We start from the raw sequence: 26,545 nt of genomic DNA on the forward strand, positions 1-26,545 counted from the left end.
GGTTCCGGGCCCGGGCCCGGCCGCTGCGCGGAGCCAGACCCCACCCCGCCCCTTCCCGAAACCGGTGGGCGGCCGCCCCCGGATCCCCCGCACCACCGCTGCGCGCCGGTCGCCTCAAACGCCGGCGCGGCTGGAGTTGCCGCGCCAGGGCCTCCGCGAACACAGCAAAGGCACGGGCACGGCCCGGGCGCGGGGCAGCAGGGGGGCTATTCCAGGCGGGCCGTGCGGCCGGATTCGCCGGCGGCCCAGCAGGCGTCGGGGCCGGCACAGGCGACCGTGTCGAAGGAGCCGGCGTCCAGCGGGCGCCACGTCCGGCCGGCGTCGTACGTGATGTCCGTGCCGGTCGGCCCCACCGCGAGCGCCACCGCCGCACGCCCCGGCAGCCACGCCACCCCCGAGCGGTAGGCCGCGGGCGGGACCGCGGCAGCCGTCCAGCTCCGGCCGCCGTCCGCGGTGACCGCCGCGGCCAGCGGCGAGACCTGGTCCTTGCGGTAGTCGCCGCCCACGGCCAGCCCCTGGGCCGCCCCGTACCCGCGGCCCCGGAAGGCCAGGCCGAAGACCCCCTTGGCCCCCTCGCCGGCAGGGACGGTGGTGGTGGCGGCCGTCCAGGTCCGCCCGCGGTCACGGGTGTGCAGCACCCGCCCGGTCGCCCCGCCGCCGGTGGCCAGCCAGGCGTCCGCCGGTCCGCTGCTCACCAGGCACTGCCCGCTGGCGGCGAAGCCCGCCTCGCCCGGCAGCGCCGCCGGCATCCCGGCGTCCGGCAGCACCCGCCAGCTGCGCCCGCCGTCGGCCGTGGACAGCATCCGGAAGCGGCCGTCCACCGGGTCGCTCACGGCCAGCCCGTGCCGGTGGTCGAAGAAGGTCAGGCAGTCGTAGAAGGCCCGCGCGTCGGTGTTGCGGAAGCTCTCGGTCCAGGTGGTGCCGCCGTCCTCGGTGCGCAGCAGCCGGGAGGCCTCGCCCTCGCCGATGGCCAGGACCACCGCCCGCCGCCCGTCGAAGGCCTCGACGTCCCGGAACTCCAGCGCCTCGGCCTTCGCTCCGGGCGGCGAGACGTCCCGCCAGCTCCGGCCGCCGTCGACGGTCCGCAGGACCGTGCCACCGGATCCGGCCAGCCAGGCCGTGTTGCGGCTGACCGCCGCCAGCCCCCGGAACCGGGCGTCGCTACCGGTGTTCTTGAGCGACCAGGCCGGAGACGGAGCGGGGTGCACGCGGTCCGCGACCCGGGGCGCACGCAACGCTTCGACGCCGTGGGCCGCGACCCGGGGCGCATGCCACGGTTCGAGACCGTCCGCCGCGGACCCGGGCGCGTGCCACGGCTCGACTCCGGCCGCCGCGGCGGAGCCCGGGGGCGAGACGACGGAGACGGCGGCGACCAGAGCTGCCGCAGACATGCCAAGTGCCAGTAATCTCATGGCGCCGGAAGCTAGTGCACGTGCTTGATCGCCGTCCAGAGTGCCGCCCGGTCACCCGCCGCCACCGCCACGTGCCACACCGTACGGTGACGTAACTCACGCCCTTTTCGGGTGCACTGATCCGGCCGTTCGAGCGTCTAACCCTTTGCCGGACCGACCCATCGGCCCGCCACGGATCCGCCGCAAGGGAGCAGGCCTTGATCACCGTCATCGAGCAAGCCGTCCAGGCCCGCCTGGTCGCCACCGCACCCAAGGTCGAGACCGTCCCGGTCACCCTCCGGTACGTCCGCTCCGACCCGTTCGCCGTGTGCATGGCCTTCCCGGCCCCGGCCACGCTCGAAGGCATCGAGATCTCCTGGACGTTCGCGCGCGAGCTCCTGGAGACCGGCGTCGAGCGCTCCGCCGGCCTGGGCGACGTCCGCATCCGCCCGTACGGCCCCGGCCGGACGGTCATCGAGTTCCACGCCCCCGAGGGCATCGCGATCGTCCTGATGGAGACCGCCGAACTGCGCGACTTCCTGGCCCGGGCCGCCGACCTGGTACCGGCCGGTACCGAGCACCTGTACCTGGACGTGGACCGCAGCCTCACCGCCCTGATGCGCGACGCCTCCTGACGACCCGTCACAGACGTCTGTCACAGACGTCCGTCACATACGTCTGTCATAGACGTCACTCAAGGACGTCCGCCACAGACGTCCGTCACACACGGTAGGCGCCGTCCGTGACGGTGAGCCCCCGCCCGAGGGGACGGCCGGGCCAGGACGTGTGGCGATGGACGACGCCCCGTCCCCGATCACGGGCCGCGCCCCGCGCCCATCAGAAGCGCCCCCCGCCCGCCCGACCTGCCGACGGTCCGGCGCCCCGCATCGAGCGCACCCCCGGCACAGCCGTACCCGCAGCCGGGCCGCGGGCCGCCCCGAGGTCGCGTGACGTGCCTCTCTGTTCGCCTCCCCGACCTCCATGCATAACAGACCGTAATCGGACAATTCAACAGTTGGGACTTGGCGGGCCCTCACGACGGCCTTAACCTACGGTTTCGTAACCTACGAATCCGTAAGTAATTCGGCCTGCCCCTGGAGTACCTGTGACCATCACCTCTCCCCACCTCAGCAGCTCTTCGGCGTGGACGGACGCCAAGCTGCTGTACGCGCTGGAAGAGGTGGTCGAGAAGGAGCTCAACCGCCACCTGAAGGTCACGAAGGACTGGATGCCGCACGAGTACGTCCCGTGGGGCGACGGCCGGAACTTCCCCGGCTTCTTCGAGGACGGCGAGGCCTGGGAGCCGGGTCAGTCCAAGGTCACGGACATCGGCAAGATCGCCCTCGTGGTCAACCTCCTGACCGAGGACAACCTGCCCAGCTACCACCACGAGATCGCCACCCTCTTCGGCCGCAACGGCGCCTGGGGCACCTGGGTGCACCGCTGGACCGCCGAGGAGGGCCGGCACGGCATCGTGATGCGCGACTACCTGCTCGCCTCCCGCGCCGTGGACCCGGACAAGCTGGAGCAGTTCCGCATGGCGCACATGTCGGAGGGCTTCGAGTCGGACAACCGCCACTCGATGCTGCACTCGGTGGCCTACGTGGCGTTCCAGGAGCTGGCCACCCGCATCTCGCACCGCAACACCGGCCACCAGTCCGGGGACCCCGTGTGCGACCGGATGCTGGCCCGCATCGCGCAGGACGAGAACCTGCACATGATCTTCTACCGCAACCTGCTCGGCGCGTCCTTCGAGCTGGCCCCGGACCTGACGATGCAGGCCGTGCGCGACGTCGTCGTCAACTTCCGGATGCCCGGACACGGCATGCCCGGCTTCGAGCGCTCCGCCGCGCAGATGGCCATCGGCGGGATCTACAACCTCCGCATCCACCACGACGACGTGCTCAGCCCGGTGCTGCGCTTCCTGAAGGTCATGGAGATCGACGGGCTGGGCCCCGAGGGGCAGCAGGCCCAGGACGAGCTCGGCATGTACATGGGCGGGCTGGACTCCGAGGCGCGGAAGTTCGACGAGAAGCTGGCCGCCCGTGCGGCCCGGCTGGCCGCCCGCGGCAAGGCCGCCTGACCGGCTCCGCTCCCGACGCCCGGTGCTCCGCCGTTCAGCGGCGGCGGAGCGCCAGGCGTTCCTGCTCCGAGAGACCGCCCCAGACCCCGAAGCGCTCGTCGTTGGCCAGCGCGTACTCGAGGCAGGCGGCACGGCCCTCGCAGGCGCCGCACAGGCGCTTGGCGTCCCGGACCGAGGTACCCGGCTCGGGGAAGAAGAACTCGGGGCCCGTCTGCGCGCAGAGCGCTTCCCATCCCCAGGTCGCGGCCGGGGCAGTGTTCGTGATCGGCATGGGCAGGATGGTGCCGAAGGGCGATATACGGCCGATCAACGTGTGATCAATGCCCGTTCACCGGCCACTGAACGCACGACCGTGCGTTCAGTAACATGGACATATGACTGACGGGCGCGTCGAGCGCGGAAACCAGACCCGCCGGCTCGTCCTCGACCGGACCATGAAGATCGCCTCGGTCGAGGGGCTCGAGGGCCTGTCCCTCGGCAAGCTCGCCACCGAACTCGGCCTGAGCAAGAGCGGTGTCTTCGCGCTCTTCGGCTCCAAGGAAGACCTCCAGCTGGCCACCGTCCGGGCCGCCGTCGAGGTGTTCGTGGACCGGGTGGTGCGGCCGCTGCGCGAGGAGGCCCCCGGCGCCCTGCGGGTCTGGCGGCTGTGCGAGCTGTGGCTGGAGTACTCCGACCGGCGGGTGTTCCCCGGCGGCTGCTTCTTCTACTCGGTCGCTGCGGAGTTCGACGCCCGCCCGGGCCCGGTGCACGACGAGATCGCCAAGGCCCGCCGCGACTGGCTGGCGGCGGTGGAGCGCCAGGTGGACCTGGCCCGGCAGGCCGGGAGCCTGCGGGAGGACACCGACGCCGGCCAACTGGCCTTCGAGATCATCGCGTTGATGGAACTGGCCAATGCCGAGTCGGTACTGCACGACGACGCGGCGGTCTACCGCCGGGCAGCCACCGGCATCCTGAACCGGCTGCGCGCGGCGGCGACCGCCCCGGACGAACTCCCGGTGCGGCCGCCATCGTTCGGCGCGGTCTGACCCCCGTCCGGACCGCGCCGCACCGTACGGGTCAGCCGGTGCGCGGCCGCATCGCCACCCCGGCCGCGGCGGCGGCCAGGGCCGTCAGGCCGCACATCAGGAAGACCGCCGGGAAGCCCTGGGCGTCCCGGCCGAGCAGCGCCGCCGTGGCCGCGACCCCGAGCCCGCCGCCGAGTTGACGGGTGGTCAGGAGCAGCCCGGTACCGGCCGCGAACCGGGTCGGCGGCAGGGCCGCGGAGGCGGCGGTGGACAGTGCGGTCAGCGCGGTCCCGATGCCGAGCCCGCCCAGCAGTCCGGCCGGCAGGAACACCTGGGCGTACCCGTCGGAGCCCTCGGCCCACCGCCACAGCAGGAGGCAGTTGACCGCGAAGACCAGCGCGCCGCCGGTGACCACGGCCCATCGCAGCCGGGCCGGGACCAGCCGGCCGACCAGCAGCGCCCCCGCGGTGGCCAGCACCGCGCCGGGGGTCACCCCGAGGCCGGCGCGCAGCACCGGGTAGTGCCAGTGGGTGGATAGGAAGAGCGGCCCGGTGAGCAGCCAGGCGTACATGGCCGCGCCGAAGAGCAGCGAGACGGCGTTGGCCCGGGCGAAGGTACGGTCCCGCCAGAGGTCCAGGTCGAGCGCGGGGGCCGGGTGCCGCCGGGAACGGACCAGGGCCAGCAGTCCGGCCGCGGCCCCGCCGCCCAGCAGTACGAGCACCCGGGCCGAGGCCCAGCCCCACTCCTCGCCCTGGCTCAGTCCGGCCACCACCGCCCCGATCCCGAGGGCGAGGGCGGCGGTGCCGGGCAGGTCCGGCAGCCGGCGTTCGCCGGGCGGGTCGGCGGGGATCCCGCGGACCGCCGCGTACCAGAGGGCCGTGCCGAGCGGGACGTTGACGAGGAACACGGCCCGCCAGTCCCAGGCCTCGACCAGCAGCCCGCCGAGGCCCGGTCCGACCGCGGCGGCCAGTCCGCCGGCCGCGCCCCAGGCCCCGAGGGCGGCGGCCCGCCGCTCGGCCGGGGTGTGGGCGAGGACCAGGCCCAGGGCGGCCGGCAGCATCCCGGCCGCGGCGGCCCCTTGGAGGGCCCGGGCCGCGATCAGCAGTCCGGCGTCCGGCGCGGCGCTGGCCGCCAGGGACGTGAGCGTGAAGGCGAGCGTGGAGCCGAGGAAGAGGGTGCGCCGGCCGAGCACGTCGGCGAGCCGGCCGGCCGCGGCGAGCAGGGCCGCGAAGAAGACCGCGTAGGCGCTGACCACCCAGGTGAGCCGGGGCAGCGGTACGTCGGGGAAGGCCGTGCGCAGGTCCGGGAAGGCGACGTTGACCACCGTGGCGTCCAGGAAGGCCAGGAAGGTCACGGCGCAGGCGAGCAGCAGGATGCGGCCCGGGCCGGCGCCGGTGGCGGACCCGGGGCGGACGGCGGCCCCGGCTTTGGCGGTGGCGCTCATCGGTGCCCCACCGCGCCCGCCGCCGCCGCGACGTCCACCCCGCCCGCCGGTTGCGGGAGGTCCGCCACCTCGCCCGCCACGGCGAACCGGGCGGCCGCGGCGATGACTTCGGGGTCGTGCAGGATCCGGCGGTGGCCGAGGCCCCGGGTCTCGACCAGGCGGGCGCGGCCGTGGTGGGCGGCGGCGAGGGCCCGGCCCTGGGCGACCTCCGCGACGTCGTCGTCCACGTCGTGCACGACCAGGATCCGGGCGCGGATCTCCTCGGGTATGTGGGTGGCGGCGAGCCGGTCCCAGATGCCGGGGCGTCCGGGGAAGAGCCGGGTCTCCACGTGCCGGCGCATGGCGCGCCGGACGGCCCCGCTCACGCGCATGCCCTGCGCGAACCGGTCGAGCGGGTAGTCGAAGTCGGCTATCGGGCCGAGGGCGACGACGCGGTCGGCGACCACCCCCTCCCGCAGGGCGAAGAAGGTGCCGAGGGCCCCGAAGGAATGCGCGATCACGGCCTCGAAGGGACCGTGCTGCTCGTGCAGGAGGCCGATGATCTCCCGCAGTTGACGGATGTTCACCGCGCGTCCGCCGGAGGCACCGCTGCCGGGCGCGTCGAAGGAGACGACGGTGGCGCCCGCCTCCCGCAGCGGGCCGACGAAGCCGCTCAGCTTGGCCGCCCGGGAGGACCAGCCGTGGACGAGGAGCACCGGCCGGGACCCCTCCCCCCAGCGGTAGGTGGCGACGGACACGCCGTCCACCCGCAGGCGCCCGGTGGCGGCCCCGGCCATCACCGCCGCCTCCGCGGGCCGGGCCCGGCTGCGGCCCGCGGGCCTGACGAAGGCCGCGAAGGCGGCCCGGCCGGCGAGGGCGGGCGCGAGCGGGGCGGTCACGTTGAGGGCGGTACTCAGCAGTGCAGTCATGCGGCGCATGCCCGGGTCTCCGGTTCTCCTCAGAGTGGTGGGACGGCGAGATATTAGCACGACCGTTCGTGTTGTTTTAGGGTGCCGAGTCGCCCGACGGCCGGGTATCGCAGGCCCCGCACGCTCGAGGAGGGCCAGACCCCCGTCGCCCGATGACGGTAATGGTGCTAGGTTCATTGGCACCATGCTGCTGAGACTGGACACCACGAGCAGCCTCCCCCTGCACGAGCAGGTGGCGGCGGCGATCCGGCGGGCCGTCGCCGAGGGCGAGTGCGCCCCGGGCGACCGGCTGCCCTCGGCCCGGGAGTTGTCCCTGATGTGGGACGTCAACGCCAACACGGTGCTGCGCGGGCTGCGCGCCCTGCGCGACGAAGGGCTGCTGGAGTTCCGGCGCGGCCGCGGCGTCACCGTCGCCGCGGGCGCCGACCAGCGGGCCGAACTGCTCGACCGGGTCCGCCGGTTGACCGAGGACGCGGCCCGCCTGGGGTACAGCAGGAGCGAGCTCATCGACATGATCAGGGGGCTGTCGTGACCGACCGGACGCCGAAGGACCGCATACCGCACGACCGGAGGCCGACCGGCGGCACACGGGGGTCGGGCAGCGGCCGGTGGGCCGGGGCGCTCTGGGCCGCGGCGGTGTTCGCCGTGCTGGCCGGACTGCCGGCCGTCGCGGCCGACCGCCTGCCCGACCGGGTGGCCACCCACTGGGGCGGTCGCACGCCCGACGGCTCGATGCCGCTGTGGCTGGCGGCCGCGGCCCCGGCGCTGGTCTGGGCGGCCCTGGTCCTCGCCATGGTGGCGGCCCGGCGGCGGGCCCCGGCCGCCGCCCGGGCCTGGTCCGGGGCGGGGCTGCCGGCCACCGGAGTGCTGCTGGCCGGCGCCCAGGCCTCGATCGTGCGGGCCAATCTGGACCGGGCCGACTGGCACCGGGCCGGCCCGGTCGGCACCGGGGTCGCCGTGACGCTGGTGGCGGCCCTGGCCGCCGGACTGCTCGGCCTGCTGGTCACCCGGCGGACGGCGCACCGACCGCCGTCGACCGGCGGTGTGGTCGAACCGGCCGTGGAGCAGGGCGCGTTCGACCTTCCCGAGGGCGTCCGGCTGGCCTGGTTCGCGCGGACCGCCAACCCCTGGCTCCAGTTGACCGCGGCCGTGACCGGACTGGTGCCGGCGGCGGCCCTGGCCGCCGCGGCCTGCGGGATCACCGGCTTCCACTGGGCCGTCGTGGTCCCCTTCGCGATCGTCTCGCCGACGGTCCTGGTCTGCTCCTCCGTCCAGGCCCGGGTGACCGGCGGCGGCCTGGCCGTGGCCTTCGGCCCGCTGGGCTGGCCGGTGCGGCGCTGGCCGGTCGGGGAGGTCGTCGCCGCCCGGGCCGAGGACCGCTCCCCCGCACAGGTGGGCGGCTGGGGCTACCGGCTCAGCGGCAAGGGCACCACCGTCATGCTGCGCGCCGGCAGCTGCCTGGTCGTCACCCCCCGCAAGGGCCCGGACTTCGCCGTCAGCGTGGACGACGCGGAACGCGCCGCCGCCCTCCTCAACTCCCTTGCGGCTCGCGGTAACTGACCGACCGTCGGGTCACTTCTCGTGCTTGGCCCGGCTCGGCTGCACCCGCTTGGGCTCACCCGGCATCTTCGGGTAGTCCGGCGGGTAGGGCATGTCACCCAGGCCGTGATCGCTCTCGTGCCGGTCCGCCAGCTCCAGCGCGGCGTCCAGGGTGAAGGCGTGGTGCTCCATGTCACTGTGCACGTCGCCCAGTTCGGCGAACCGCACCGGCATGGTCAGCAGGTCGAAGTCCGCGGGCTGCGCACTGTCCAGCTCGTCCCAGCGCAGCGGGGCCGAGACCGGCGCGTGCGGCCGGGGGCGGACGGAGTAGGCGGAGGCGATGGTGCGGTCCCGGGCGGTCTGGTTGTAGTCCACGAAGATCCGCTCGCCCCGCTCCTCCTTCCACCACGCGGTGGTCACCCGGCCCGGCATCCGCCGCTCCAGCTCCCGGCCGATCGCGATGGCGCACCTCCGCACCTCGGTGAACGTCCAGCGCGGGGCGATGGGGACGAAGACGTGCAGGCCCCGGCCGCCGGAGGTCTTGGGCCAGCCGGTCAGCCCCAACTCTGCGAGCACCTGGCGCAGTTGGTGGGCGGCGGCGACCGCGTCGGCGTAGTCCGTGCCGGGCTGCGGGTCCAGGTCGATGCGCAGCTCGTCGGGCCGGTCGGTGTCCTGCCGGCGCACCGGCCACGGGTGGAAGGTCAGACAGCCCAGGTTGGCCGCCCAGAGCACCGCCGCCGGCTCGGTGGGGCAGATCTCGTCCGCGCTGCGGCCGCTGGGGAAGGAGATGTGCGCGGTGGGGATCCAGTCGGGGAGGTTCTTGGGGGCCCGCTTCTGGAAGAAGGACTCCCCCTCCACCCCGTCCGGGTAGCGCTCCAGGGTGGTGGGGCGGCCGTGCAGGGCGCGCAGGATCCCCGGGGCCACCGCCAGGTAGTAGCGGGCCACGTCCAGCTTGGTCAGCCCGCGCGCCGGGAAGTACACCTTGTCGGGATTGGACAGCCGGACCGTGCGTCCGCCGGCCTCCAGCTCCACCGCAGTACCCATGAGCGCCACCGTAAGCGCGTCACCGGCGGCCCGCACACCGGGCGCGGCCGGGCCCGGGACCGGACAATCGTCGTATGGACCTCCCGGTGATGCCGCCCGTCAAGCCGATGCTGGCCAAGTCCGTGGCCAGGATCCCGGCGGGCATGCAGTACGAGGGCAAATGGGACGGCTTCCGCGCCCTCGTCTTCCGGGACGGTGCCGAGGTCGAGCTGGACAGCCGTACCGGCAAGTCGCTGACCCGCTACTTCCCCGAGCTGGTGGCGGCCCTGAAGGACAATCTGCCGGAGCGGTGCGTGCTGGACGGGGAGATCGTGATCGCGCACGACGGCCGGCTGGACTTCGACCGGCTGACCGAGCGGATCCACCCCGCGGCCTCCCGGGTGGCCCTGCTCGCCGAGCGCACCCCCGCCTCCTTCGTCGCCTTCGACCTGCTCGCCCTGGCCGACGAGGACCTGTGCGCCGCACCGCTGACCGAGCGGCGGGCCGCCCTCGCCGGAGTCCTGGCCGGTGCCCGGCCGCCGGTCCACCTCGCGCCCGCCACCACGGATGCGGCCCTGGCCCAGGAGTGGTTCGAGCGCTTCGAGGGCGCCGGGCTGGACGGCGTGGTGGCCAAGCCGCTGGACCTCCCCTACCGGCCCGACGTCCGCGCCATGTACAAGATCAAGCACGAGCGCACGGCCGACGCGGTGGTGGCGGGGTACCGGCTCCACAAGAGCGGGCCGGTGGTCGGCTCCCTGCTCCTGGGCCTGTACGACGCGCAGGGCGCGCTCCAGCACGTCGGGGTCTGCGCCGCCTTCCCGATGAAGCGGCGGGCCGAGATGGTCGAGGAGCTGGCACCGCTGCGGCTCGTCGACGCGGCGGAGCACCCCTGGTCCGCCTGGGCCGAGGAGTCCGCCCACGAGGGCGCCCGGCTGCCGGGCGCCCCGAGCCGCTGGTCCGGCAAGAAGGACCTGTCCTGGGTCCCGCTGCGGCCCGACCGCGTGCTGGAGGTGGCCTACGACCACATGGAGGGCGACCGCTTCCGGCACACCGCGCAGTTCCGCCGCTGGCGCCCCGACCGCACCCCGGAGAGCTGTACGTACGCCCAGCTGGAGGAGGTCGTCCGGTACGACCTGGCGCAGGTACTCGGCACCGGCTGAGCCGCCCGGCCGGGGCCCGGCCGCCTCGTGGACCGCTCGTACGGGCGCCCGTACGGGTCCGTATCCTCGGCACGGCCGGCGGCCGTACGGGCCGCGGCGGAAGGGATCGGCATGACGGAGCAGGAGCCGCCGGCCGGGCTCGGCCCGGAGCGGGCGGAGCGCAGGCGTCCGACCGCCAACGCGGTCGCCGGGGTCGGCGTGATCGTGCTCGACGACCGGGGCCGGGTGCTGCTCGGCCTCGCCCACGACGGGCGCTGGGAGCTGCCGGGCGGCAAGACCGACCCGGGCGAGGGCTTCGAGGCGGCGGGGGCGCGGGAGCTGGGCGAGGAGACCGGGCTGCTCGTCCCGGCGGACCGGGTGCGGGTGCTGGCGGTGCTGGTGGATGCGGCGGGCGGGGTGAGCCGGGTGACGGCGGCGGCGGTGGCGGTCGTCGGGCGGGGAGAGCCCGTCGTGACCGAGCCGGACAAGATCGTGCGGTGGTCCTGGTTCGAGCCGGATGCGCTGCCGGGGGCTCTGTTCGCCCCCTCGGCCGCCGTCCTGAAGGTGTGGCGGCCCTCGCTGGGCGTCCCGCCCGTCCCGGCGTACGTGTACCCCGTACGGGAGGCGTGAGCGGGGGCGCCCCGAAGCCCCCCTACCCCCGCACCCCCACCCGCCCCGGTGCGAAGCCGCCCTCCACCAGGTCCTCCGCCAGCAGCCGCTTGGCGATCGCGTCGACCGCGGCGCGGAGTTCGGTGGTGTCGGGGCGGCCGCGGTCCTTCTCCAGTTCGGTGGCGAGCCAGTCGCCCCAGGCTGCGGAGATGACGCCGGCTTCGCGGGCGCCCGCGCCGGTGTGGGAGAAGAAGGTGCCCTCGCGGGCCAGGAAGCCCTCCTCGACCATCCGGTCGAAGACCGGGACCAGCACCTCCGGCGGCAGCGAGCGGCGGGCCGAGATCAGGCCGAGGCTGGCGTGGCCGACGGTCCGGGTGAGCAGGTCCACCTGCATCACGGCCCAGGCCCCCGCCATGTCCAGCCGAGTGTCGGAGGAGTTCACGATGGCGCGGGCGTTCTCCGGGCCCATGTTCCGGATCAGCTTGCCCACCGCCAGCTCCAGCAGCTTGGCCGAGTCTCCGGTGGTGGCCGGGGAGGCGAAGCCCTCGCCCATGTCGGTGGAGCCGGCCCGGGCGCTGTCGCGCAGCCGGACCTGCTTGAGGAAGAGGGCCACCACGAAGCCGGCCGCCGCGACCGGCACGGTCCACAGGAAGACGGTGTGCAGGGTGTCGGCGTAGGCGGCGACGATGGGCGCGGCCTGGTCCGGCGCCAGGGAGTGCAGGCCCTGCGGGCTGCCGGCCGCCTTCCCGAGCGCCGCCGGGTCCGCGCCGGTGGCGCGCGCCGCCGAGGCCACCGCACCGGAGAGGTTCGGCGCGAGCGTGTTGGCGTAGATCGTGCCGAAGACCGCGGTGCCGAAGGAGCTGCCCAGGGTCCGGAAGAAGGTGACGCCGGAGGTCGCGGTGCCCAGGTCGGCGTAGTCCACGGTGTTCTGCACGGCGATGGTCAGCACCTGCATGCACAGGCCGATGCCGGCGCCCAGCACGAACATGTACAGGGATTCCAGCCAGGCCGAGGTGTCCGCGCCCATCCGCGAGAGCAGGTACAGCCCCAGTCCCATGACCAGGCAGCCCACGATGGGGAAGATCCGGTAGCGGCCGGTCTTGCTGGTGACGTTGCCGCTGAAGACTGAGGCGATCAGCAGGCCGATGACCAGCGGCAGGGTGCGCACCCCGGAGACGGTGGCCGAGTCCCCGTCGACGTACTGGAGGTAGGTGGGCAGGAAGGTCATCGCGCCCAGCATCGCGAAGCCGACGACGAAGCTGAGCACCGAGCAGACCGTGAAGACCGGGTTGCGGAAGAGCCGCATCGGGAGCATCGGCTCGGCGGCCCGGGTCTCGGTCAGGCAGAAGAGGGCGAGGGCGACCAGACCGCCCGCGAAGAGCCCGATGATCACACCGGAGCCCCAGGCGTACTCGTTGCCGCCCCAGCTGGTGGCCAGGATCAGGGCGCTGGAGCCGGCGGCGACCAGCGCGATGCCGAGGTAGTCGATGACCGGCTTGGCGGCCGAGCGGACCGAGGGGATGGTGCGGGCCGCGGCCAGGACCACCAGGACGGCGATCGGGACGTTGACGTAGAAGGCCCAGCGCCAGCTCAGGTGGTCGGTGAAGAGCCCGCCGAGCAGCGGCCCGATGACGGTGGCCACGCCGAAGACGGCCCCGATCGCGCCCTGGTACTTGCCGCGTTCGCGCAGCGGGATCACATCGGCGATCAGCGCCATGGAGGTGACCATCAGGCCGCCCGCGCCGATGCCCTGCAGCCCCCGCCAGACGATCAGCAGGCTCATGTTGGTGGCCAGGCCGCACAGGAACGACCCGACGATGAAGACCACGGCCGAGATCTGGAAGATGACCTTGCGGCCGAAGAGGTCGCCGAACTTTCCGACCAGGACGGTCGCGACGGTCTCCGCCAGCAGGTAGGAGGTGACCACCCACGACATGTGCGCGGCGCCGCCCAGATCTGCCACGATCGTTGGCAGAGCCGTGCCGACGATGGTCTGGTCGAGCGCGGCCAGCAGCACGCCCAGCATGATCGTGCCGAAGATGACGTTGCGCCGCCGCCGGTCCAGCACGGGCGGCGGCTCGACGACGGCAGGGCCGGACTCGCGGACAGTGGTCACATCTCGCACTCTCACACCGCGCCGTGGCCCCTGCACCCGCCGTTGGGCCGTCCGGGGGACCCGCAGGTGCTCCCCGGCCCGCTCACCTCAGGTAGGCCAGCCCCGGGTGCACCGCCGTGTACCCGTCCAGCAGCCGGCGGGCCACCCCCACCGAGTCCACCAGCGGGTGCAGGGCGAAGGCCTTGACCGCATCGGCCCGCGAACCGCCGGCCGCCGCCGCCAGCACCGCCCGCTCCACCGCCTTGACCGCGCTCACCAGGCCCACCGCGTGGTCGGGCAGGGGCGAGACGGCGACCGGGTGCGCGCCGTTGGCGTCGACCAGGCAGGGCACCTCGATGACGGCCTCCGCATCGAGCACTGGGAGCGTGCCGCGGCCCCGGACGTTGAGGATCAGCGTGGTCCGCTCGTCGCGGGCGATGGCCCGCATCAGGGCCAGCGCCACCTGCTCGTAGCCGCCGGACTCCAGGTCCTCCGCGGCCCGCTCCCCGGCGCCCGCGCTCTCCCGGTTCTCGGCCATGTACGTGGCCTCCCGCTCGGCCCGGGTGCGGTCCCAGGCGTCCCAGGCGGAGACCTCCGGCCGGCCGGCCTCGGCGTAGAAACGGGCCTGCTGGTCGTGCAGGAAGGCGCCGCGGGTCTGCGCCACCTCCTGGTAGGCGCGGACCGTCTCCCGGTTGAAGTAGTAGTAGTGCAGGTACTCGTTGGGGACCGCGCCCAGCGACCGGATCCAGTCGGCGCCGAAGAGCCGGCCCTCCTCGAAGGACTCGATCAGGGCGGGATCGGCCAGCAGCCGGGGCAGCTCGTCCCGGCCGTCGACGCGCAGGCCGCTGACCCAGCCGAGGTGGTTGAGGCCGACGTAGTCGACGAAGGCCCGGTCGGGGCGGGCGCCCAGCACCCGGGCGATCCGGCGGCCGAGGCCGACCGGGGAGTCGCAGATGCCGATGACCCGGTCGCCCAGCACCTCGGCCATGGCCTCGGTGACCAGCCCGGCCGGGTTGGTGAAGTTGATGACCCAGGCCTGCGGTGCCAGCTCGGCGACCCGGGCCGCGACGGCGCGGGCGACCGGGACGGTGCGCAGCCCGTACGCGATCCCGCCGGCGCCGACCGTCTCCTGGCCCAGGACGCCCTCCGCCAGGGCCACCCGCTCGTCGGCGGCCCGGCCGGCCAGGCCGCCGACCCGGATGGCGGAGAAGACGAAGTCGGTGCCGCGCAGGGCGTCGTCCAGGTCGGTGGTGACGGCGACGGCCGGGGCGTCGGGGACGCCGGCGGCCTGTTCGGCCAGTACCCGCGCGACCGCGTGCAGCCGGGCCGGGTCCTCGTCGTAGAGGGTGACGTGGGTGACCCGGCCCTCGGCGTGGTCCCCCAGGAGCGCTCCGTACACGAGCGGTACCCGGAAGCCGCCCCCGCCGAGGATCGTCAGTTTCACGTCAGTGCACCGTCCTTCGCCCCGCGCGGCGGCGGTCCGCCGCGCCCTGCCCACAGTCTCGCCCGAGTCGGGGCGCCCCGGGGCCGTCGCCACGGCGGCTTCGAGCCTGGTACGAGGGCCGGGTCCGAAGGCAGGGTACGGGGCCCGGGTACGCCGAAGCCCGGCCCGGCCCCCGCGGGGCCACGCCGGGCTCAGCCCCCGTGGTCAGGTCAGTCGAGCTCAGTCGATCGGTCAATCAGTTGACCAATCGGTCGGTCAGTCCTTGATGGTCGGCAGCGCCCGCAGTCTCGGGGCCTGCTGGACGGCCGGCGCCGGTCCGGCCGGCACCCCCGGCGCGCTCTGCTGGGCCGAGAGGATCAGGGTGATCCGGGTGAAGCCCATGCCCCCGAGCCGGGGTCCGGTTTCGGCCACCATGCGGCAGCGCGCCCGGCCCCAGCGGGGGTCGGGGTGGCGCACCGCGAGCACCGAGCCGTCCCGCTCGGCGGCGTCCGCGCCGTACGTGGCGAGCCAGTGCGGCACGCCGTAGCGGAAGGCCGCCTCCATGAACGGGTCACGCGCGATGTCCTGCCGGATCGAGGCCAGGCCCGGGTCCTCCGGGTCCGCCTCGAGGGCCAGCGAGAACTGGGCCAGCAGCGGGACGCACCAGGCCGGTTCGTGGTCCTCCAGGACGGCCGCCGCATCCGGGTGGAAGAGGACGAACCGGAGGAAGTTGTCGTCGGGCAGCGCCGTGGGGTGCGGCCGGACGGACTGGAAGAGCTGGTCGAAGGCGGAGTTGGTGAGCGCCACGTCCCAGCGGTGGTCCACCAGGAAGGACGGGTACGGCACCGACTCCATCAGGGCGGCGTAGTCGCGCAGGTAGTCGCGCTGCACCGGGTCGTCGGGAAGTCTGCTGCCCTCCGCGGGGCGCCAGGACTGCGGCGGGTCCCGGTCGACCATGACGCGGAACAGCCAGAAGCGCTGCCGCTCGCTCATCTCGAGGGCCTGCGCCAGTGCGAGCAGTTTGCGGTCCGTCCACTCCTTGACCAGTCCACGTTCCCAGTTGCCGTACGCGCGCACGCTGATGCGCAGCCGCGCGGCGACGTCCTCCTGGCTCAGTCCCAGCTCCTCGCGGCGCTGCCGCAGGAGTTCCTTGCGCCGCTCCGACCGGATCGCTCCGCGTACGGGCTCTTCGCCCGCCAGGCGTTCCTGGCCGGACCGCGCGAGGGCGTCTGATGGGCCCACCGTTGCGAGATGTGGCACCGAGAGCTCCCCCTTCTCACGGTCTGCGATCTTCATTTCCGTGTGGCGATCCTGCTACCGACGTCAATGGAGTGTCAACTATTGTGGCAATTCCAGCCTCAGGCCGCCTCATTCACGCCACAGCTGTGGCAAGTTCTAGCCGTACGACGGGCAGACGGGTTAGCCTCCTCAGGCCCACCGCGTGTCCGTACCAACCTCGCGTGATCTAGGAGAACCACTGGTGACAGACGGCTTCCCGGCTCCCGTCCCGGTGGCCACCGTGTCGCTGGCGGCCACCGCCGCGCGCGTCGCCGAACTGGCCCACACGCTCGGCCGCGCGCACTCCGAAGTCTTCAACCTCCGCCGCCTGTCGGAGGCTTCCGGCGTTCCCGCCGACGTGGTCAAGGCGCTCCTGGACGGCCGACCGGCTGGTGAGCCCGACCTCCAGGCCCGGTTCCTCCAGCGGCTGGACCTGCTGCGGCGCACCCGCGTCAAACCCAACGGCCGCCGCTACACCCAGCAGGAGATCGCCGACGGCGCGGGCATGTCCCGCCAGCAGGCCGGCGCACTGATCAACGGCGACCGCCGGCCCACCATGGAGCACTGTGACGCGATCCAGCGCTTCTTCGGGGTCCACGCGGGCTTCCTGACGGCACACGACACCGACGCGCTCACCGACGCCCTCCAGCGCACCGAGCAGCAGCTGCTCCAGGACTTCGCGGTCCGCGAGCGCGAGACCGTACCCGCCCAGGCCGCCGCCGCGGGCGGGGATCCCCTGGCCCGGCTCCTCCAGGACCACGGCGTCCGGGGGATCGCCTGGAGAGCGGCCCAGCTGCCCAGCGACAAGCACCGGGACAAGGTCACCGAATGGCTGGACATGCTTCTCGAAAGCGTCAAGCCCACAGATTCCTGAGTCCTGATCCGGATCCGTGCCGACGGGGAGAACGGTGAACATAGGCAGAGAACAGCGGCGGCTGTGCCAGGAGCTGGTGGCCGGCCTCCGGCTGCCGGTGCCCGCGCAACCCGCGGACCTCTACACCGCCCTGTGCGAGGGCATGAGCAAGCACCGCGGGCGGCCCGTGCAGTTCCGGATGGCGTCGTTCCCGCCCGGTACGGCCAGCGGCCTGTGGCTGGACATGGCCGACCGGGACGTGGTCGTCGTCGAGGAGAACACCGCACCCGACCACCAGCTGGTGATCCTGGGCCACGAGCTGTGGCACATGAAGGCCGGCCACTGCAGCCACCACGTCGACGGCTCCGCCGTGGCCGCGCGGCTGCTGACGGAGGAGGCGGACCTCAGCGAGACGGTCCGCCGGGTCGCCGCGCGTACCCGCGGCAACGTCGCCGAGGAGACCGAGGCGGAGAGCTTCGGCCTGCTGCTGGGCAGCAAGTGCCGGCCCTGGCTGTTCTCCCCGCGCGCGGCCGCCCCCGCGGGCGACCCGCTGGCGGCCCGGATCGAGGCCTCCCTCGGCTACCGGGGACCGCAGGTCTGACCTTGGACGGAACGCCCTTCTACGTACCCGCGGCGGTGCTCGTCATCGCCTTCGCCTGCAAGGTCCCGGGCCTGCTGCGCGACTGGCGGGACCCGCTCGTGCGGGCCGTCAGCATCCTGCTCCTGGTGGCGAGCCTGGTCTTCGTCTTCGCCGCCCCGCCCACCATCCACGTCGTCAACGCCGCCATCGGCATCCCCAACGTCTCGGCGCCGCTGGTGTACTGCGTGCTGAGCGCGTTCAGCGCCTCCTGCCTGCTGCTGCTCATCAGCTGGCGCGGCGGGGAGCCCGAGCGCACCCGGCTCGTCTCGCGCTGGTGCCTGGCCGCCTACTGCGTGGTCATCTCGGCGCTGATCATCCTCTTCTCGCTGGCCGACGCGCCCGTGGAACGGCTGCGGGACCTGGACACGTACTACGCGAACACGCCGTACATGCGGGAGATGATCACGCTCTACCTGGCGGCCCACACCACGGCCGCCGTGATCATGACCGTGCTCTGCCGCCGCTGGTCCCTGCGGGTGGGCGGCTGGCTCCGCTCCGGGCTGAAGCTGATGGTCGCCGGCTTCCTGCTCAACCTGCTCTTCGACGCGGCGAAGTTCACCGCGATCATCGCCCGCTGGACCGGCCACGACCTCGACTACCTCAGCACCGACGTGGCGCCGCCGATCGCCCAGGTCTCCGCGCTGCTGATCGGTGTGGGCTTCGTCATCCCGCTGGTGGCCGTCCGCATCCAGGAGCACTGGCAGGCCTGGGCCATGTACCGGGCGCTGGGGCCCCTGTGGCGGGAGCTGCGCGCCGCCACGCCCCGCCCGCCGACGCCGGTGCACATCTCCTGGTGGTCCCCGGCGGACCTGCGGGTCACCCACCGGATCGCCGACATCCGGGACGGCATCCTGCACCTGAACCCGTACTTCGACCAGGACCTGCGGGCCCGCGCCCACGCCGCCGCGGTGGGCGCCGGCGCCGGTGTCCAGGACGCCGAGGCCACCGCCGAGGCCGCCATGGTGGCCGCCGCCATCAACGCCCGCGCCGCCGACCCCGACGAGCGGGTCATCGGCTCCACCGACGCCTACACCGCCCCCCGTTCCGACGGCCAGCGCGACCTGGTCCTCATCTCCCGCTTACTGCGCTGCTCCCCGATCGTCGAAGACGCCCGCCGACGCACCGCCAGCACAGAAAGCGACCACCGATGAGCGCATCACCGGCCCCCGCCGCGCCGTCCGAACACCGAAGAGCCGTCGTGATCGGCGGCGGCCTCGCCGGCATGCTCGCGGCCGCCGCGATCGCCCCCTACGCCGACGAGGTCACGGTCGTCGAGCGGGACGTCCTGCCGGCCACCGCCGAGCCCCGGCGGTACCTGCCGCAGTCCGGGCACGCGCACATGATGTGGTCCGGCGGCGTGGAGGCCATGGAGCAGCTGCTGCCCGGCGTCAGCGGCCGGCTGCTGACCGCGGGCGCCCGCCGGATCCCGCTCACCCACGGCATGGTCGCCCTCTCGGCCCAGGGCTGGTACCGGCGCTGGCGGCCCACCCACTACGTCTTCGCCTGCACCCGCGACCTGCTCGACTGGGCGGTCCGCGAGCAGGTCCTGGCGCTGCCCTCGGTCAAGACCCTCGCCCGGGCCCGGGTGACCGGGCTGGCCGGCGACGCGCGGCGGGTCACGGGCGTCCGGGTGCGCACCGACGACGGCGAGGAGCGGCTGCTGGACGCCACCCTGGTGGTGGACGCCAGCGGCCGGAGCACCGACGCGCCCAAGTGGCTGCGCTCCCTCGGGCTGGCCGAGGTCCCCCAGGAGGAGGTCGACTCCGGGGTGGTGTACGCGAGCCGCCTCTACCAGGCGCCGCCCGGCACCGAGGACTTCCCGGTGGTCACCGTCCAGTCCGTGGCCCGCGATCCGCGCCCGGGCCGGACCGCCACCTTGATGCCCGTGGAGGACGGCCGCTGGCTGGTGACCCTCTCGGGTACCCGCGGGGCCCAGCCCTCGCGGGACACCGCGGAGTTCGAGGACTTCGCGCGCTCGGCCCGGCACCCGGTGGTGGCCGAGCTGCTGGCGCACGCCACCCCGCTGACCGAGGTGGCGACCTTCGGCAACACCGCCAACCGGCGCCGCTTCTACGAGAAGTCCCGGCGCTGGCCCGAGGGGCTGGTGGTGGTCGGCGACGCGATCGCCTCCTTCAACCCGATCTACGGGCACGGCATGTCCGTGGCCGCCCAGTGCGCCCGGCTGCTGCGCGCCGAGCTGGCCGGTGCCGGACTGGCCGGCGCCGGGCTGGCCCGGCGGGTGCAGAAGGCCGTGGCCGGGCCGGTGACGGTGGCCTGGAGCCTGGCCACCGGACAGGACATCTTCTACCCGGACACCACCGGCCGGCCGCCCCGGGCCGCCGACCACCTGCTGGCCCGGTACGTGGACCGGCTGATGCTCACCGCCACCGGCGACTTCCACGTCGCCACCGCGCTCACCGACGTGATGACCCTCTCCGCGCCGATGACCACCCTGGTCCGGCCGCGGGTCCTGTGGCACGCCCTGCTCGGCCCCCGGCTGCCCCAGCTGTCCGGCCCCCCGCTGACCGCCCGCGAGCGCGCCTTCATGGACCGCACGGACGCCTGAGCGCCCGTACGGCGGACCGTACGGGCGCTCGGGGACGGCCTACGGCTGCAGGCCGGCCGCCTGGGCCACGGTGGGGAAGAGGTCCTGGAAGGGCGCGGCCGAGTCGAAGCCCTCCCGGCCGAAGGGCGCGTCGAAGCTCCAGACCATGAACAGCAGGAAGACGATCAGGGCGCTGAAGAGGCCGGCGAGCAGCAGCTCCCGGCCGGAGCGGCGGATCTGCAGCGTGAAGATCAGCCCGATGGTGACCACCCCGCCGACGATCAGACCGACCCAGATGACGTCCGGCAGCGTGGAGCCGCCGTTCTGGGTGCGGGCGTGCCGGGCGTCGTCGGCGGTGGCGATGTGGTCCAGCAGCGGCTGGTAGGCCTGCGCCTGGAGCTCGTTGGCGGGGCTCTGGTGGGTGACGTCGGCGCGCAGCCGGCCCAGCAGTTCGGCACCCTTCGCCGAGGCGGGCTCCTCCTGGGTCATCCGGGGCCAGTCGACGGCGACGGTGTGGGTGACGTAGTCGTCCACCTCGCCGCGGATCCGGTCGCGGACCGCCGCGGGGTAGACGTCCACCCGCTGGGTGACCTCGTACAGGGCCTGCGCCTCGCGGCGGACGTCGTCCTCGGCGGCGCCGCGGGCCTCCCACACCCCGGCGATGGCGAGGCCGAGGACGATCGCGTAGACCACGCCGACCATCATCGTCATGTACTCGATGACGTCGGGGGTTTCGTTGGTGTCCTCGTCCTCGGCCGCCCTGCGGTGCCGCAGGTTCGTGAAGATGAGGACGACGGCGCAGACCAGCGCCATGGCGACGGCCAGGACCAGCCATTCGGACACGGGGTGTCTCCAGAGGGGGTGTGGGTCTTCCGGGCGGCCGTCGGGCGGCCCGGGCGGGGCCGGCGCGGGGCGGCCCGGGGATGTCAGCCGGCCGGGGCGGCGGCCGCTCCGCCGCGCCCGCGCGGGCGCAGGGCGGCGGCGGCCAGCACGGCCGGGGTGGTCACGACGACCATCAGCATCATGGTGGACATGCCCCGGGGGCCCCGGCGTTCGAGGACGGCCGAGTGGTACGGGCGGACGTGGAAGCGGGAGGCGGGCCCCGCCGCCGCGGGTGCGGGCGACGGGGCCGGGGCCGGCTCCGGGGTCTCCGGTACCGGCTCGACGGGGGGCGCGGGCTCGACCGCCCGCGCCGGCGCGGGCGCCGGTCGCAGCGGGGCGTGGGCCGCGGGTGCGGGCGCCGGGTGCGGCCGGACCGGACCGGCCGGCGCCGGGGCCGGTGTCCGCACCACCGGCGCGGGCGGGGTCACCGGCCGCGGCACCGGCAGCGGCGGCACCACCCGGGGCGGGTGCGCCCGGCCCGGCACGCAGACGTCGACCCGGGCCGACGGGCCGTGCCCGGGGCCCGGTTCGAGCCATGCGGTGTGCAGGTGCCCGGGGCCCGGGCCGGCCGGGGCGGCGACCTCGGCGTGGCCGTGCAGCGGGCACAGGGCGGCGATCACGCCCACACCGGCGAGGTACTGCCAAGCGGTCACCGCGTGTCCTCTCCGCGTCCGGTGGGGCGCACCGGGGCTGGTGGCTCCGGGAGAAGAAACGATCAGGGGGCCGGTTCGATACGCGCCCGCGCGCACCGGGCGTGCGCTCCAGCGCGTTTCGGCCACCGGGCGGGAGCCCGACGGCCGGCCTCCACGCGGCCCGGATCACCCGGTCGGCGGTACGCGCACGGCGCCGGGCGGGGGGCTGGCCAAGACTGGGAGGGCTTGAGGGACCCCGGCGGAACCTGACCGTCCGGGGCTCTCCTGACCCACCGGACGAAAGCCGAGGCGGTGTGCCGTGGAACTCGAAGCCAGGGTCGACGGGCTGATGGCGGGCCTGCGGGCGGATCTGGAGCGGCTGGCGGCGATCCCGTCGGTCGCCTTCCCCGGTTTCCCGTCCGAGCCCGTCGAGGAGGCCCACGACCTGCTCGTCGGACTCCTGCGGGACGCGGGGGTGCCGCGGATCGAGCGGCTGGACCTGCCGGGCACCGCACCCGTGATCTTCGGCGAGATTCCGCCCCCGGACCCGGCCGCGCCGACCGTGCTGCTCTACGGGCACTACGACGTACAGCCCGCCGGGGACGAGGCGTTGTGGCTGTCGCCGCCGTTCGAACCCACCCCGGTCGAGGGCGGGCTGCGGGCCCGGGGCATCGCGGACGACAAGTCCAACGTGATCGCGCACCTGGGCATGCTGCGGGCCTTCGAGGGCCGCCCGCCGGTCGGGATCAAGATCGTCATCGAGGGGCAGGAGGAGTACGGCAGCCCCTTCGACGACTACCCGCCCACCGCCCCGGAGCGGTTCGCCTGCGACGCCATGGTCATCGCGGACCTGGGCAACCTGCGCCCCGGCACGCCGACCCTGACCACCGGCCTGCGGGGCGCCTGCGAAGTGGTGGTGGAGGTCCGCACCCTGGCCGAGCCCCGGCACAGCGGCGAGTTCGGCGGGGCGGCCCCCGACGCGCTGCTGGTGCTGCTCAAGGCCCTGTCGACGCTGCACGACGTCAACGGCGACGTCGCCGTGTCGGGGCTGCGCCGGGAGGCCTGGACCGGCACCGGCTACACCGAGGAGGAGTTCCGCGACCTGGCCGGCGTCCGCGACGGGATCCCGCTGGTCGGCTCCGGGGCGCTGGGCGAGCGGCTGTGGAGCGGCCCGGCCATCACGGTCATCGGGCTGGACGCCCCGAGCGTGGAGCACGCCGCCTCCGCGGTGGTCCCGTACGCCCGGGCCAAGCTCAACCTGCGCTTCCATCCGCTCCAGGACGCCCGCGAGGCGCAGGCGAGGCTGGTGGACCACCTGCGCTCGCTACGCCCCTTCGGCGTCCCCCTGACGGTCACCCCCGGGGACACCGGCCCCGGCTTCGAGGCCCGCACCGGCGGCCCGGCGTACCGGGCGGCGCTGACCGCCCTCAAGGAGGCCTGGGGCACCGAGGCGTCGTACGTCGCCACCGGTGGCTCGATCCCGCTGGTCAACGGACTGGCGAAGGCCGCGCCGGGCGCCGAGGTGCTGCTCTTCGGAGCCCAGGACAGCATGTGCAACCTGCACGCCCCCAACGAACGCGTGCTCTTCTCCGAACTGCGCAACACGGTCGTGGCGATGTGCGCCTTCGTGCGCGAGTACGCGGCCGACTTCGGGGCGGACCGCGGCCCGGGCGCCCCGGCCGGGGAGAGCGGCGCATGACCGCCCCGGACGGACCCGCCGCCGGGGACCCGGCCGGCCCCGCGCCGGTGGCGGACCCGGCCGCCGCGCTCGGAGCGGAACCCGCCGGCGGCGGCCCCCCGGCCGACGGCCCCGAGCCGCCCCAGGAGGAGGGCGGCCGCCGGAAGTTCGCCTTCCCCAGCGCCCTGACCGTGCTCGCCGTGGTCACGATCGCCGTCTGGCTGCTCGCCTTCCTCATCCCGTCCGGCGAGTACCGGCGCAACGACAGCGGCGCGCCCCTCCAGGGCACCTACCACCGGGTGGCCTCCGACCAGTCCTTCACCGACCGGCTCAACGACCTCTTCCTCTCCCCCGTCAACGGCCTGTACGGCATCAAGGACCCGGCCTCCGGCATGGTCGGGCCGAGCCTGTCCGGCGACCTGTACGGCAGCGCCGGGGTGTTCCTCTTCGTCCTGGCCATCGGCGCCTTCATCACGGTGGTCTTCGCCACCGGCGCCCTGGACCGGGGCATCGCCCGCCTGGCGCACCGGCTGCGGGACCGCGGCGCCCTGCTGATCGCGGGCGTGATGGTGGCCTTCTCGGTGCTGGGCACCGTGGAGGGCTTCGCCGAGGAGACCCTGGGCTTCTACGGCCTGCTGGTGCCGATGATGCTGGCGCTCGGCTACGACCGGCTGGTGGCGGTCGGCGCGGCCATCCTGGGGGCCGGCGTCGGCGTGCTCTGCTCCACGGTCAACCCCTTCGCCACCGGAGTGGCCTCCTCCGCCGCGGACATCTCGCTGGGCGACGGCATCGCGCTGCGCGCCCTCATGTGGATCGTGCTCACCGCGGTCACCGTGCTGTACGTGGTGCGGTACGCCACCCGCGTGCAGCGGGACCCGGAGCGGTCGATCTGCGGCTTCCTGCCGGGCGACCGGGAACAGTCGGCCGTGGAGACCGAGGAGGAGCCCGAGCTCTCCGCCCTCCACAAGCGCGTGCTGGTCCTGATGACCCTGGTCTTCGTCTTCATGATCTTCTCGGTGGTGCCCTGGGCCAGCGCCCTCACCGGCAAGGCGGACGCCACCCCCTACGGGTGGGAGCTGGACTGGTCCTTCCCGCAGCTGGCGGCGCTCTTCCTGGTCGCGGCGGTCCTGGTCGGGCTGGTGGCCCGGCTCGGGGAGCAGAAGCTCAGCTCCACGATCATCCAGGGCGCGGCGGACTTCGTCTCCCCCGCGCTGGTGATCGTGCTGGCCCGCGGGGTGACCGTCATCATGAACAACACCAAGGTCACCGACACCGTGCTGCACTCCATCGAAGGGGTGGTCAAGGGCACGTCCTCGAGCCTGTTCGCGGTGATCGTCTTCATCGTGAACCTGCCGCTGGCCTTCCTGATCCCCTCCACCTCCGGCCACGCCACGCTCGCCATGCCGATCCTGGCCCCGCTGGCCGACTTCGCGGGCGTCTCGCGCGCGGTGGTGGTCACGGCCTGGCAGGCGGCCAGCGGCTGGATGAACCTGTGGGTGCCGACCACCGCCGTGACCATCGGCGGCGTGGCCCTGGCGAAGGTCGGTTACGACAAGTACCTGCGCTTCGTCTGGCCGTTGCTGGCCATCCTGTTCGTCCTCATCTGCGGGTTCGTGGCCCTCGGCGCGGCCGTGTAGGGCCCCAGTGCGGCATCCGCGACACCCCGCGATGCGAAATGACCGATTTGCGACTTATATAAGTGCTCACGACCGTCATCACGGGAGGCCGACGTGCAGGACACCCCGTCCGAGCCCGGAGCTCTGCTGCTCAAGTCCGGAAGGTTCTTCCGTCGCGGCGAGGACGCGCCCGACCTGCACAGCGTGCGCCTCACCGGCGGCCGGGAGGGCGACGCCTTCTACCGGGACCGGTGGAGCCACGACAAGGTCGTGTACTCCACGCACGGCGTGAACTGCACCGGCTCGTGCCGGTGGAAGGTCTACGTCAAGGACGGGATCATCACCTGGGAGACCCAGGCCACCGACTACCCGTCCGTGGGCCCGGACCGCCCCGAGTACGAGCCCCGCGGCTGCCCCCGCGGCGCCGCCTTCTCCTGGTACACGTACTCCCCGACCCGGGTCCGCTACCCGTACGTGCGGGGCGTGCTCCTGGAGCTGTACCGGGAGGCGAAGGCGCGGCTCGGCGACCCGGTGCTGGCCTGGGCGGACATCCAGGGCGACCCCGAGCGGCGCCGCCGCTACCAACAGGCCCGCGGCAAGGGCGGCCTGGTCCGCGCCACCTGGGACGAGGCCGTCGAGATCATCGCGGCCGCACACGTCCACACCATCAAGCAGTACGGCCCGGACCGGGTGGCCGGCTTCTCCCCGATCCCGGCCATGTCGATGGTCTCGCACGCGGCCGGCGCCCGGTTCATGAGCCTCATCGGCGCCCCGATGCTCAGCTTCTACGACTGGTACGCGGACCTGCCGGTGGCCTCCCCGCAGGTCTTCGGCGACCAGACGGACGTGCCCGAGTCCGGCGACTGGTGGGACGCGGCCTACCTGATGATGTGGGGCTCCAACGTCCCCGTCACCCGCACCCCCGACGCCCACTGGATGGCCGAGGCCCGCTACCGCGGCCAGAAGGTCGTCGTGGTGGCCCCGGACTACGCCGACAACGCCAAGTTCGCCGACGAGTGGCTGCACCCGCACCCCGGCACCGACGGCGCCCTCGCGCTGGCCATGGGGCACGTCATCCTCAAGGAGTTCTTCGTCGACCGGCAGACGCCGTTCTTCACCGACTACGTCGGCAAGTACACCGACCTGCCCTTCCTGGTGACCCTCACCGCGAAGGACGGCGGGTACGTCCCGGACAAGTTCCTGCGCGCCGCCGACCTCGGCGACACCGCCGAGGGCGCCGAGTGGAAGACCGCGGTGCTCGACGACGCCACCGGCGCGCCCGCGGTGCCCGGCGGCTCCCTCGGCTTCCGCTGGACGGAGAGCGGCAAGGGCAAGTGGAACCTGGACCTCGGCGACGTCCGGCCCCGGCTCTCCCTCTACGGCGACGGCACCGGCGAGAGCGCCGAGGTGCTGCTGCCCCGCTTCGACACCGAGGGCGGCGAGCACGGCCAGGGCCGCGGCGAGGTCATGCACCGCGGCGTGCCGGTGCACCGGGTCGGCGGGAAGCTGGTCACCACCGTGTACGACCTGCTGCTGGCCCAGTACGGCGTGGCCCGGCCGGGCCTGCCGGGCACCTGGCCCACCTCCTACGAGGACGCCGGGCAGCCCGGCACCCCCGCCTGGCAGGAGACCCACACCTCGGTCCCGGCCGCCCGGGCCGTGAAGATCGCCCGGGAGTTCGCCGAGACGGCCGAGAAGTCCCAGGGCCGCTGCATGATCCTGATGGGCGCCGGCACCAACCACTGGTTCCACTCCGAGACCAT

24 protein-coding genes are annotated in these 26,545 nt (G+C 74.0%); 14 read left to right on the forward strand and 10 right to left on the reverse strand.

All coding sequences use genetic code 11. The features are described from left to right. Nucleotides 1-206: 206 nt before the first annotated feature. The gene (locus AB0O40_RS31545) at nucleotides 207-1,391 is read right to left on the reverse strand and encodes an oxidoreductase (RefSeq protein ID WP_365048768.1); all 1,185 of its coding nucleotides are present in this window, start codon (nucleotides 1,389-1,391) and stop codon (nucleotides 207-209) included. Between the two features lie 218 nt (nucleotides 1,392-1,609). Here AB0O40_RS31545 and AB0O40_RS31550 point away from each other — a divergent pair, with 218 nt between their 5' ends. Beyond that, a complete protein-coding gene (locus tag AB0O40_RS31550; RefSeq protein ID WP_365048770.1) occupies nucleotides 1,610-2,026 on the forward strand; it encodes an SsgA family sporulation/cell division regulator in 417 nt (138 codons plus the stop codon). A gap of 470 nt (nucleotides 2,027-2,496) precedes the next feature. Next, nucleotides 2,497-3,474 carry an acyl-ACP desaturase gene (locus AB0O40_RS31555; protein ID WP_365048772.1) on the forward strand — a complete coding sequence of 326 codons (978 nt, stop codon included), beginning with the start codon at nucleotides 2,497-2,499 and terminating at the stop codon, nucleotides 3,472-3,474. 34 nt (nucleotides 3,475-3,508) lie between these two features. Here AB0O40_RS31555 and AB0O40_RS31560 read toward each other — a convergent pair whose 3' ends face one another. Continuing rightward, nucleotides 3,509-3,745: a WhiB family transcriptional regulator gene (locus tag AB0O40_RS31560; RefSeq protein ID WP_365048774.1), complete on the reverse strand. Its 237-nt coding sequence runs from the start codon at nucleotides 3,743-3,745 to the stop codon at nucleotides 3,509-3,511. Nucleotides 3,746-3,848: 103 nt separating this feature from the next. Between AB0O40_RS31560 and AB0O40_RS31565 the strand changes: the two genes are divergently transcribed. Then, a complete protein-coding gene (locus tag AB0O40_RS31565) occupies nucleotides 3,849-4,499 on the forward strand; it encodes a TetR/AcrR family transcriptional regulator (RefSeq protein WP_365048776.1) in 651 nt (216 codons plus the stop codon). Between the two features lie 31 nt (nucleotides 4,500-4,530). On the opposite strand, the gene AB0O40_RS31570 is transcribed toward AB0O40_RS31565, so the two are convergent. Continuing rightward, nucleotides 4,531-5,922 carry an MFS transporter gene (locus AB0O40_RS31570; protein ID WP_365048778.1) on the reverse strand — a complete coding sequence of 464 codons (1,392 nt, stop codon included), beginning with the start codon at nucleotides 5,920-5,922 and terminating at the stop codon, nucleotides 4,531-4,533. Further along, a complete protein-coding gene (locus tag AB0O40_RS31575; protein ID WP_365048780.1) occupies nucleotides 5,919-6,830 on the reverse strand; it encodes an alpha/beta hydrolase in 912 nt (303 codons plus the stop codon). Before AB0O40_RS31575 ends, AB0O40_RS31570 begins: the two co-directional genes overlap by 4 nt. Before the next feature lie 184 nt (nucleotides 6,831-7,014). Here AB0O40_RS31575 and AB0O40_RS31580 point away from each other — a divergent pair, with 184 nt between their 5' ends. Both AB0O40_RS31580 and AB0O40_RS31585 read left to right on the forward strand, forming a co-directional pair. Next, the gene (locus AB0O40_RS31580) at nucleotides 7,015-7,362 is read left to right on the forward strand and encodes a GntR family transcriptional regulator (protein ID WP_365048782.1); all 348 of its coding nucleotides are present in this window, start codon (nucleotides 7,015-7,017) and stop codon (nucleotides 7,360-7,362) included. After that, nucleotides 7,359-8,390, forward strand: a complete 1,032-nt coding sequence (locus AB0O40_RS31585; RefSeq protein ID WP_365048784.1) for a DUF1648 domain-containing protein — start codon at nucleotides 7,359-7,361, stop codon at nucleotides 8,388-8,390. The genes AB0O40_RS31580 and AB0O40_RS31585 overlap by 4 nt, the downstream gene beginning before the upstream one ends. A 12-nt stretch (nucleotides 8,391-8,402) precedes the next feature. Here AB0O40_RS31585 and ligD read toward each other — a convergent pair whose 3' ends face one another. After that, entirely contained in the window at nucleotides 8,403-9,413 is a 1,011-nt protein-coding gene (ligD, locus tag AB0O40_RS31590) for a non-homologous end-joining DNA ligase (RefSeq protein ID WP_365048785.1), read from the reverse strand. Nucleotides 9,414-9,487: 74 nt separating this feature from the next. On the opposite strand from ligD, the gene AB0O40_RS31595 reads away from it, so the two are divergent. Both AB0O40_RS31595 and AB0O40_RS31600 read left to right on the forward strand, forming a co-directional pair. Next, the gene (locus tag AB0O40_RS31595) at nucleotides 9,488-10,552 is read left to right on the forward strand and encodes an ATP-dependent DNA ligase (protein WP_365048786.1); all 1,065 of its coding nucleotides are present in this window, start codon (nucleotides 9,488-9,490) and stop codon (nucleotides 10,550-10,552) included. Nucleotides 10,553-10,663: 111 nt separating this feature from the next. After that, on the forward strand, nucleotides 10,664-11,161 hold the full coding sequence (locus AB0O40_RS31600; protein ID WP_365048788.1) for an NUDIX domain-containing protein: 498 nt from the start codon (nucleotides 10,664-10,666) through the stop codon (nucleotides 11,159-11,161). Nucleotides 11,162-11,183: 22 nt separating this feature from the next. On the opposite strand, the gene AB0O40_RS31605 is transcribed toward AB0O40_RS31600, so the two are convergent. The 3 genes from AB0O40_RS31605 to AB0O40_RS31615 form a co-directional block, all read right to left on the reverse strand. Continuing rightward, entirely contained in the window at nucleotides 11,184-13,166 is a 1,983-nt protein-coding gene (locus AB0O40_RS31605) for an MDR family MFS transporter (protein WP_365048807.1), read from the reverse strand. Nucleotides 13,167-13,338: 172 nt separating this feature from the next. After that, complete coding sequence (locus tag AB0O40_RS31610) at nucleotides 13,339-14,679, reverse strand: 6-phospho-beta-glucosidase (protein ID WP_365048790.1); 1,341 nt, start codon at nucleotides 14,677-14,679, stop codon at nucleotides 13,339-13,341. A 255-nt stretch (nucleotides 14,680-14,934) separates the two neighbouring features. Further along, nucleotides 14,935-15,918, reverse strand: a complete 984-nt coding sequence (locus tag AB0O40_RS31615; RefSeq protein WP_365048792.1) for a helix-turn-helix domain-containing protein — start codon at nucleotides 15,916-15,918, stop codon at nucleotides 14,935-14,937. A gap of 220 nt (nucleotides 15,919-16,138) precedes the next feature. On the opposite strand from AB0O40_RS31615, the gene AB0O40_RS31620 reads away from it, so the two are divergent. From AB0O40_RS31620 to AB0O40_RS31635, 4 genes are read left to right on the forward strand one after another with little or no spacing between them, the layout of a single operon-like run. Further along, the gene (locus AB0O40_RS31620; RefSeq protein WP_365048793.1) at nucleotides 16,139-16,810 is read left to right on the forward strand and encodes a helix-turn-helix transcriptional regulator; all 672 of its coding nucleotides are present in this window, start codon (nucleotides 16,139-16,141) and stop codon (nucleotides 16,808-16,810) included. A gap of 34 nt (nucleotides 16,811-16,844) precedes the next feature. Further along, entirely contained in the window at nucleotides 16,845-17,390 is a 546-nt protein-coding gene (locus AB0O40_RS31625) for a toxin-antitoxin system, toxin component (RefSeq protein ID WP_365048795.1), read from the forward strand. Nucleotides 17,391-17,392: 2 nt separating this feature from the next. Further along, nucleotides 17,393-18,580, forward strand: coding sequence for an MAB_1171c family putative transporter (locus AB0O40_RS31630; RefSeq protein WP_365048796.1), 1,188 nt, complete (start codon nucleotides 17,393-17,395; stop codon nucleotides 18,578-18,580). Continuing rightward, nucleotides 18,577-19,995, forward strand: coding sequence for an FAD-dependent monooxygenase (locus tag AB0O40_RS31635; RefSeq protein ID WP_365048798.1), 1,419 nt, complete (start codon nucleotides 18,577-18,579; stop codon nucleotides 19,993-19,995). Before AB0O40_RS31630 ends, AB0O40_RS31635 begins: the two co-directional genes overlap by 4 nt. A 39-nt stretch (nucleotides 19,996-20,034) precedes the next feature. Here the strand turns inward: AB0O40_RS31635 and AB0O40_RS31640 are convergent, their stop codons facing one another. Both AB0O40_RS31640 and AB0O40_RS31645 read right to left on the reverse strand, forming a co-directional pair. Further along, on the reverse strand, nucleotides 20,035-20,817 hold the full coding sequence (locus AB0O40_RS31640; protein ID WP_365048800.1) for a hypothetical protein: 783 nt from the start codon (nucleotides 20,815-20,817) through the stop codon (nucleotides 20,035-20,037). A gap of 83 nt (nucleotides 20,818-20,900) precedes the next feature. Next, entirely contained in the window at nucleotides 20,901-21,509 is a 609-nt protein-coding gene (locus tag AB0O40_RS31645) for a hypothetical protein (RefSeq protein ID WP_365048801.1), read from the reverse strand. Between the two features lie 298 nt (nucleotides 21,510-21,807). Here AB0O40_RS31645 and AB0O40_RS31650 point away from each other — a divergent pair, with 298 nt between their 5' ends. From AB0O40_RS31650 to AB0O40_RS31660, 3 genes are all read left to right on the forward strand, one after another. Then, a complete protein-coding gene (locus AB0O40_RS31650; protein ID WP_365048803.1) occupies nucleotides 21,808-23,187 on the forward strand; it encodes a M20/M25/M40 family metallo-hydrolase in 1,380 nt (459 codons plus the stop codon). Next, on the forward strand, nucleotides 23,184-24,803 hold the full coding sequence (locus tag AB0O40_RS31655; protein ID WP_365048805.1) for a Na+/H+ antiporter NhaC family protein: 1,620 nt from the start codon (nucleotides 23,184-23,186) through the stop codon (nucleotides 24,801-24,803). The genes AB0O40_RS31650 and AB0O40_RS31655 overlap by 4 nt, the downstream gene beginning before the upstream one ends. Nucleotides 24,804-24,896: 93 nt before the next feature. After that, nucleotides 24,897-26,545 (forward strand): molybdopterin-dependent oxidoreductase (locus tag AB0O40_RS31660; protein WP_365048806.1); only part of this gene is annotated, 1,649 nt, incomplete at its 3' end.

The organism is Streptomyces sp. NPDC089919 (assembly GCF_040684615.1).
GTDB lineage: Bacteria > Actinomycetota > Actinomycetes > Streptomycetales > Streptomycetaceae > Streptomyces.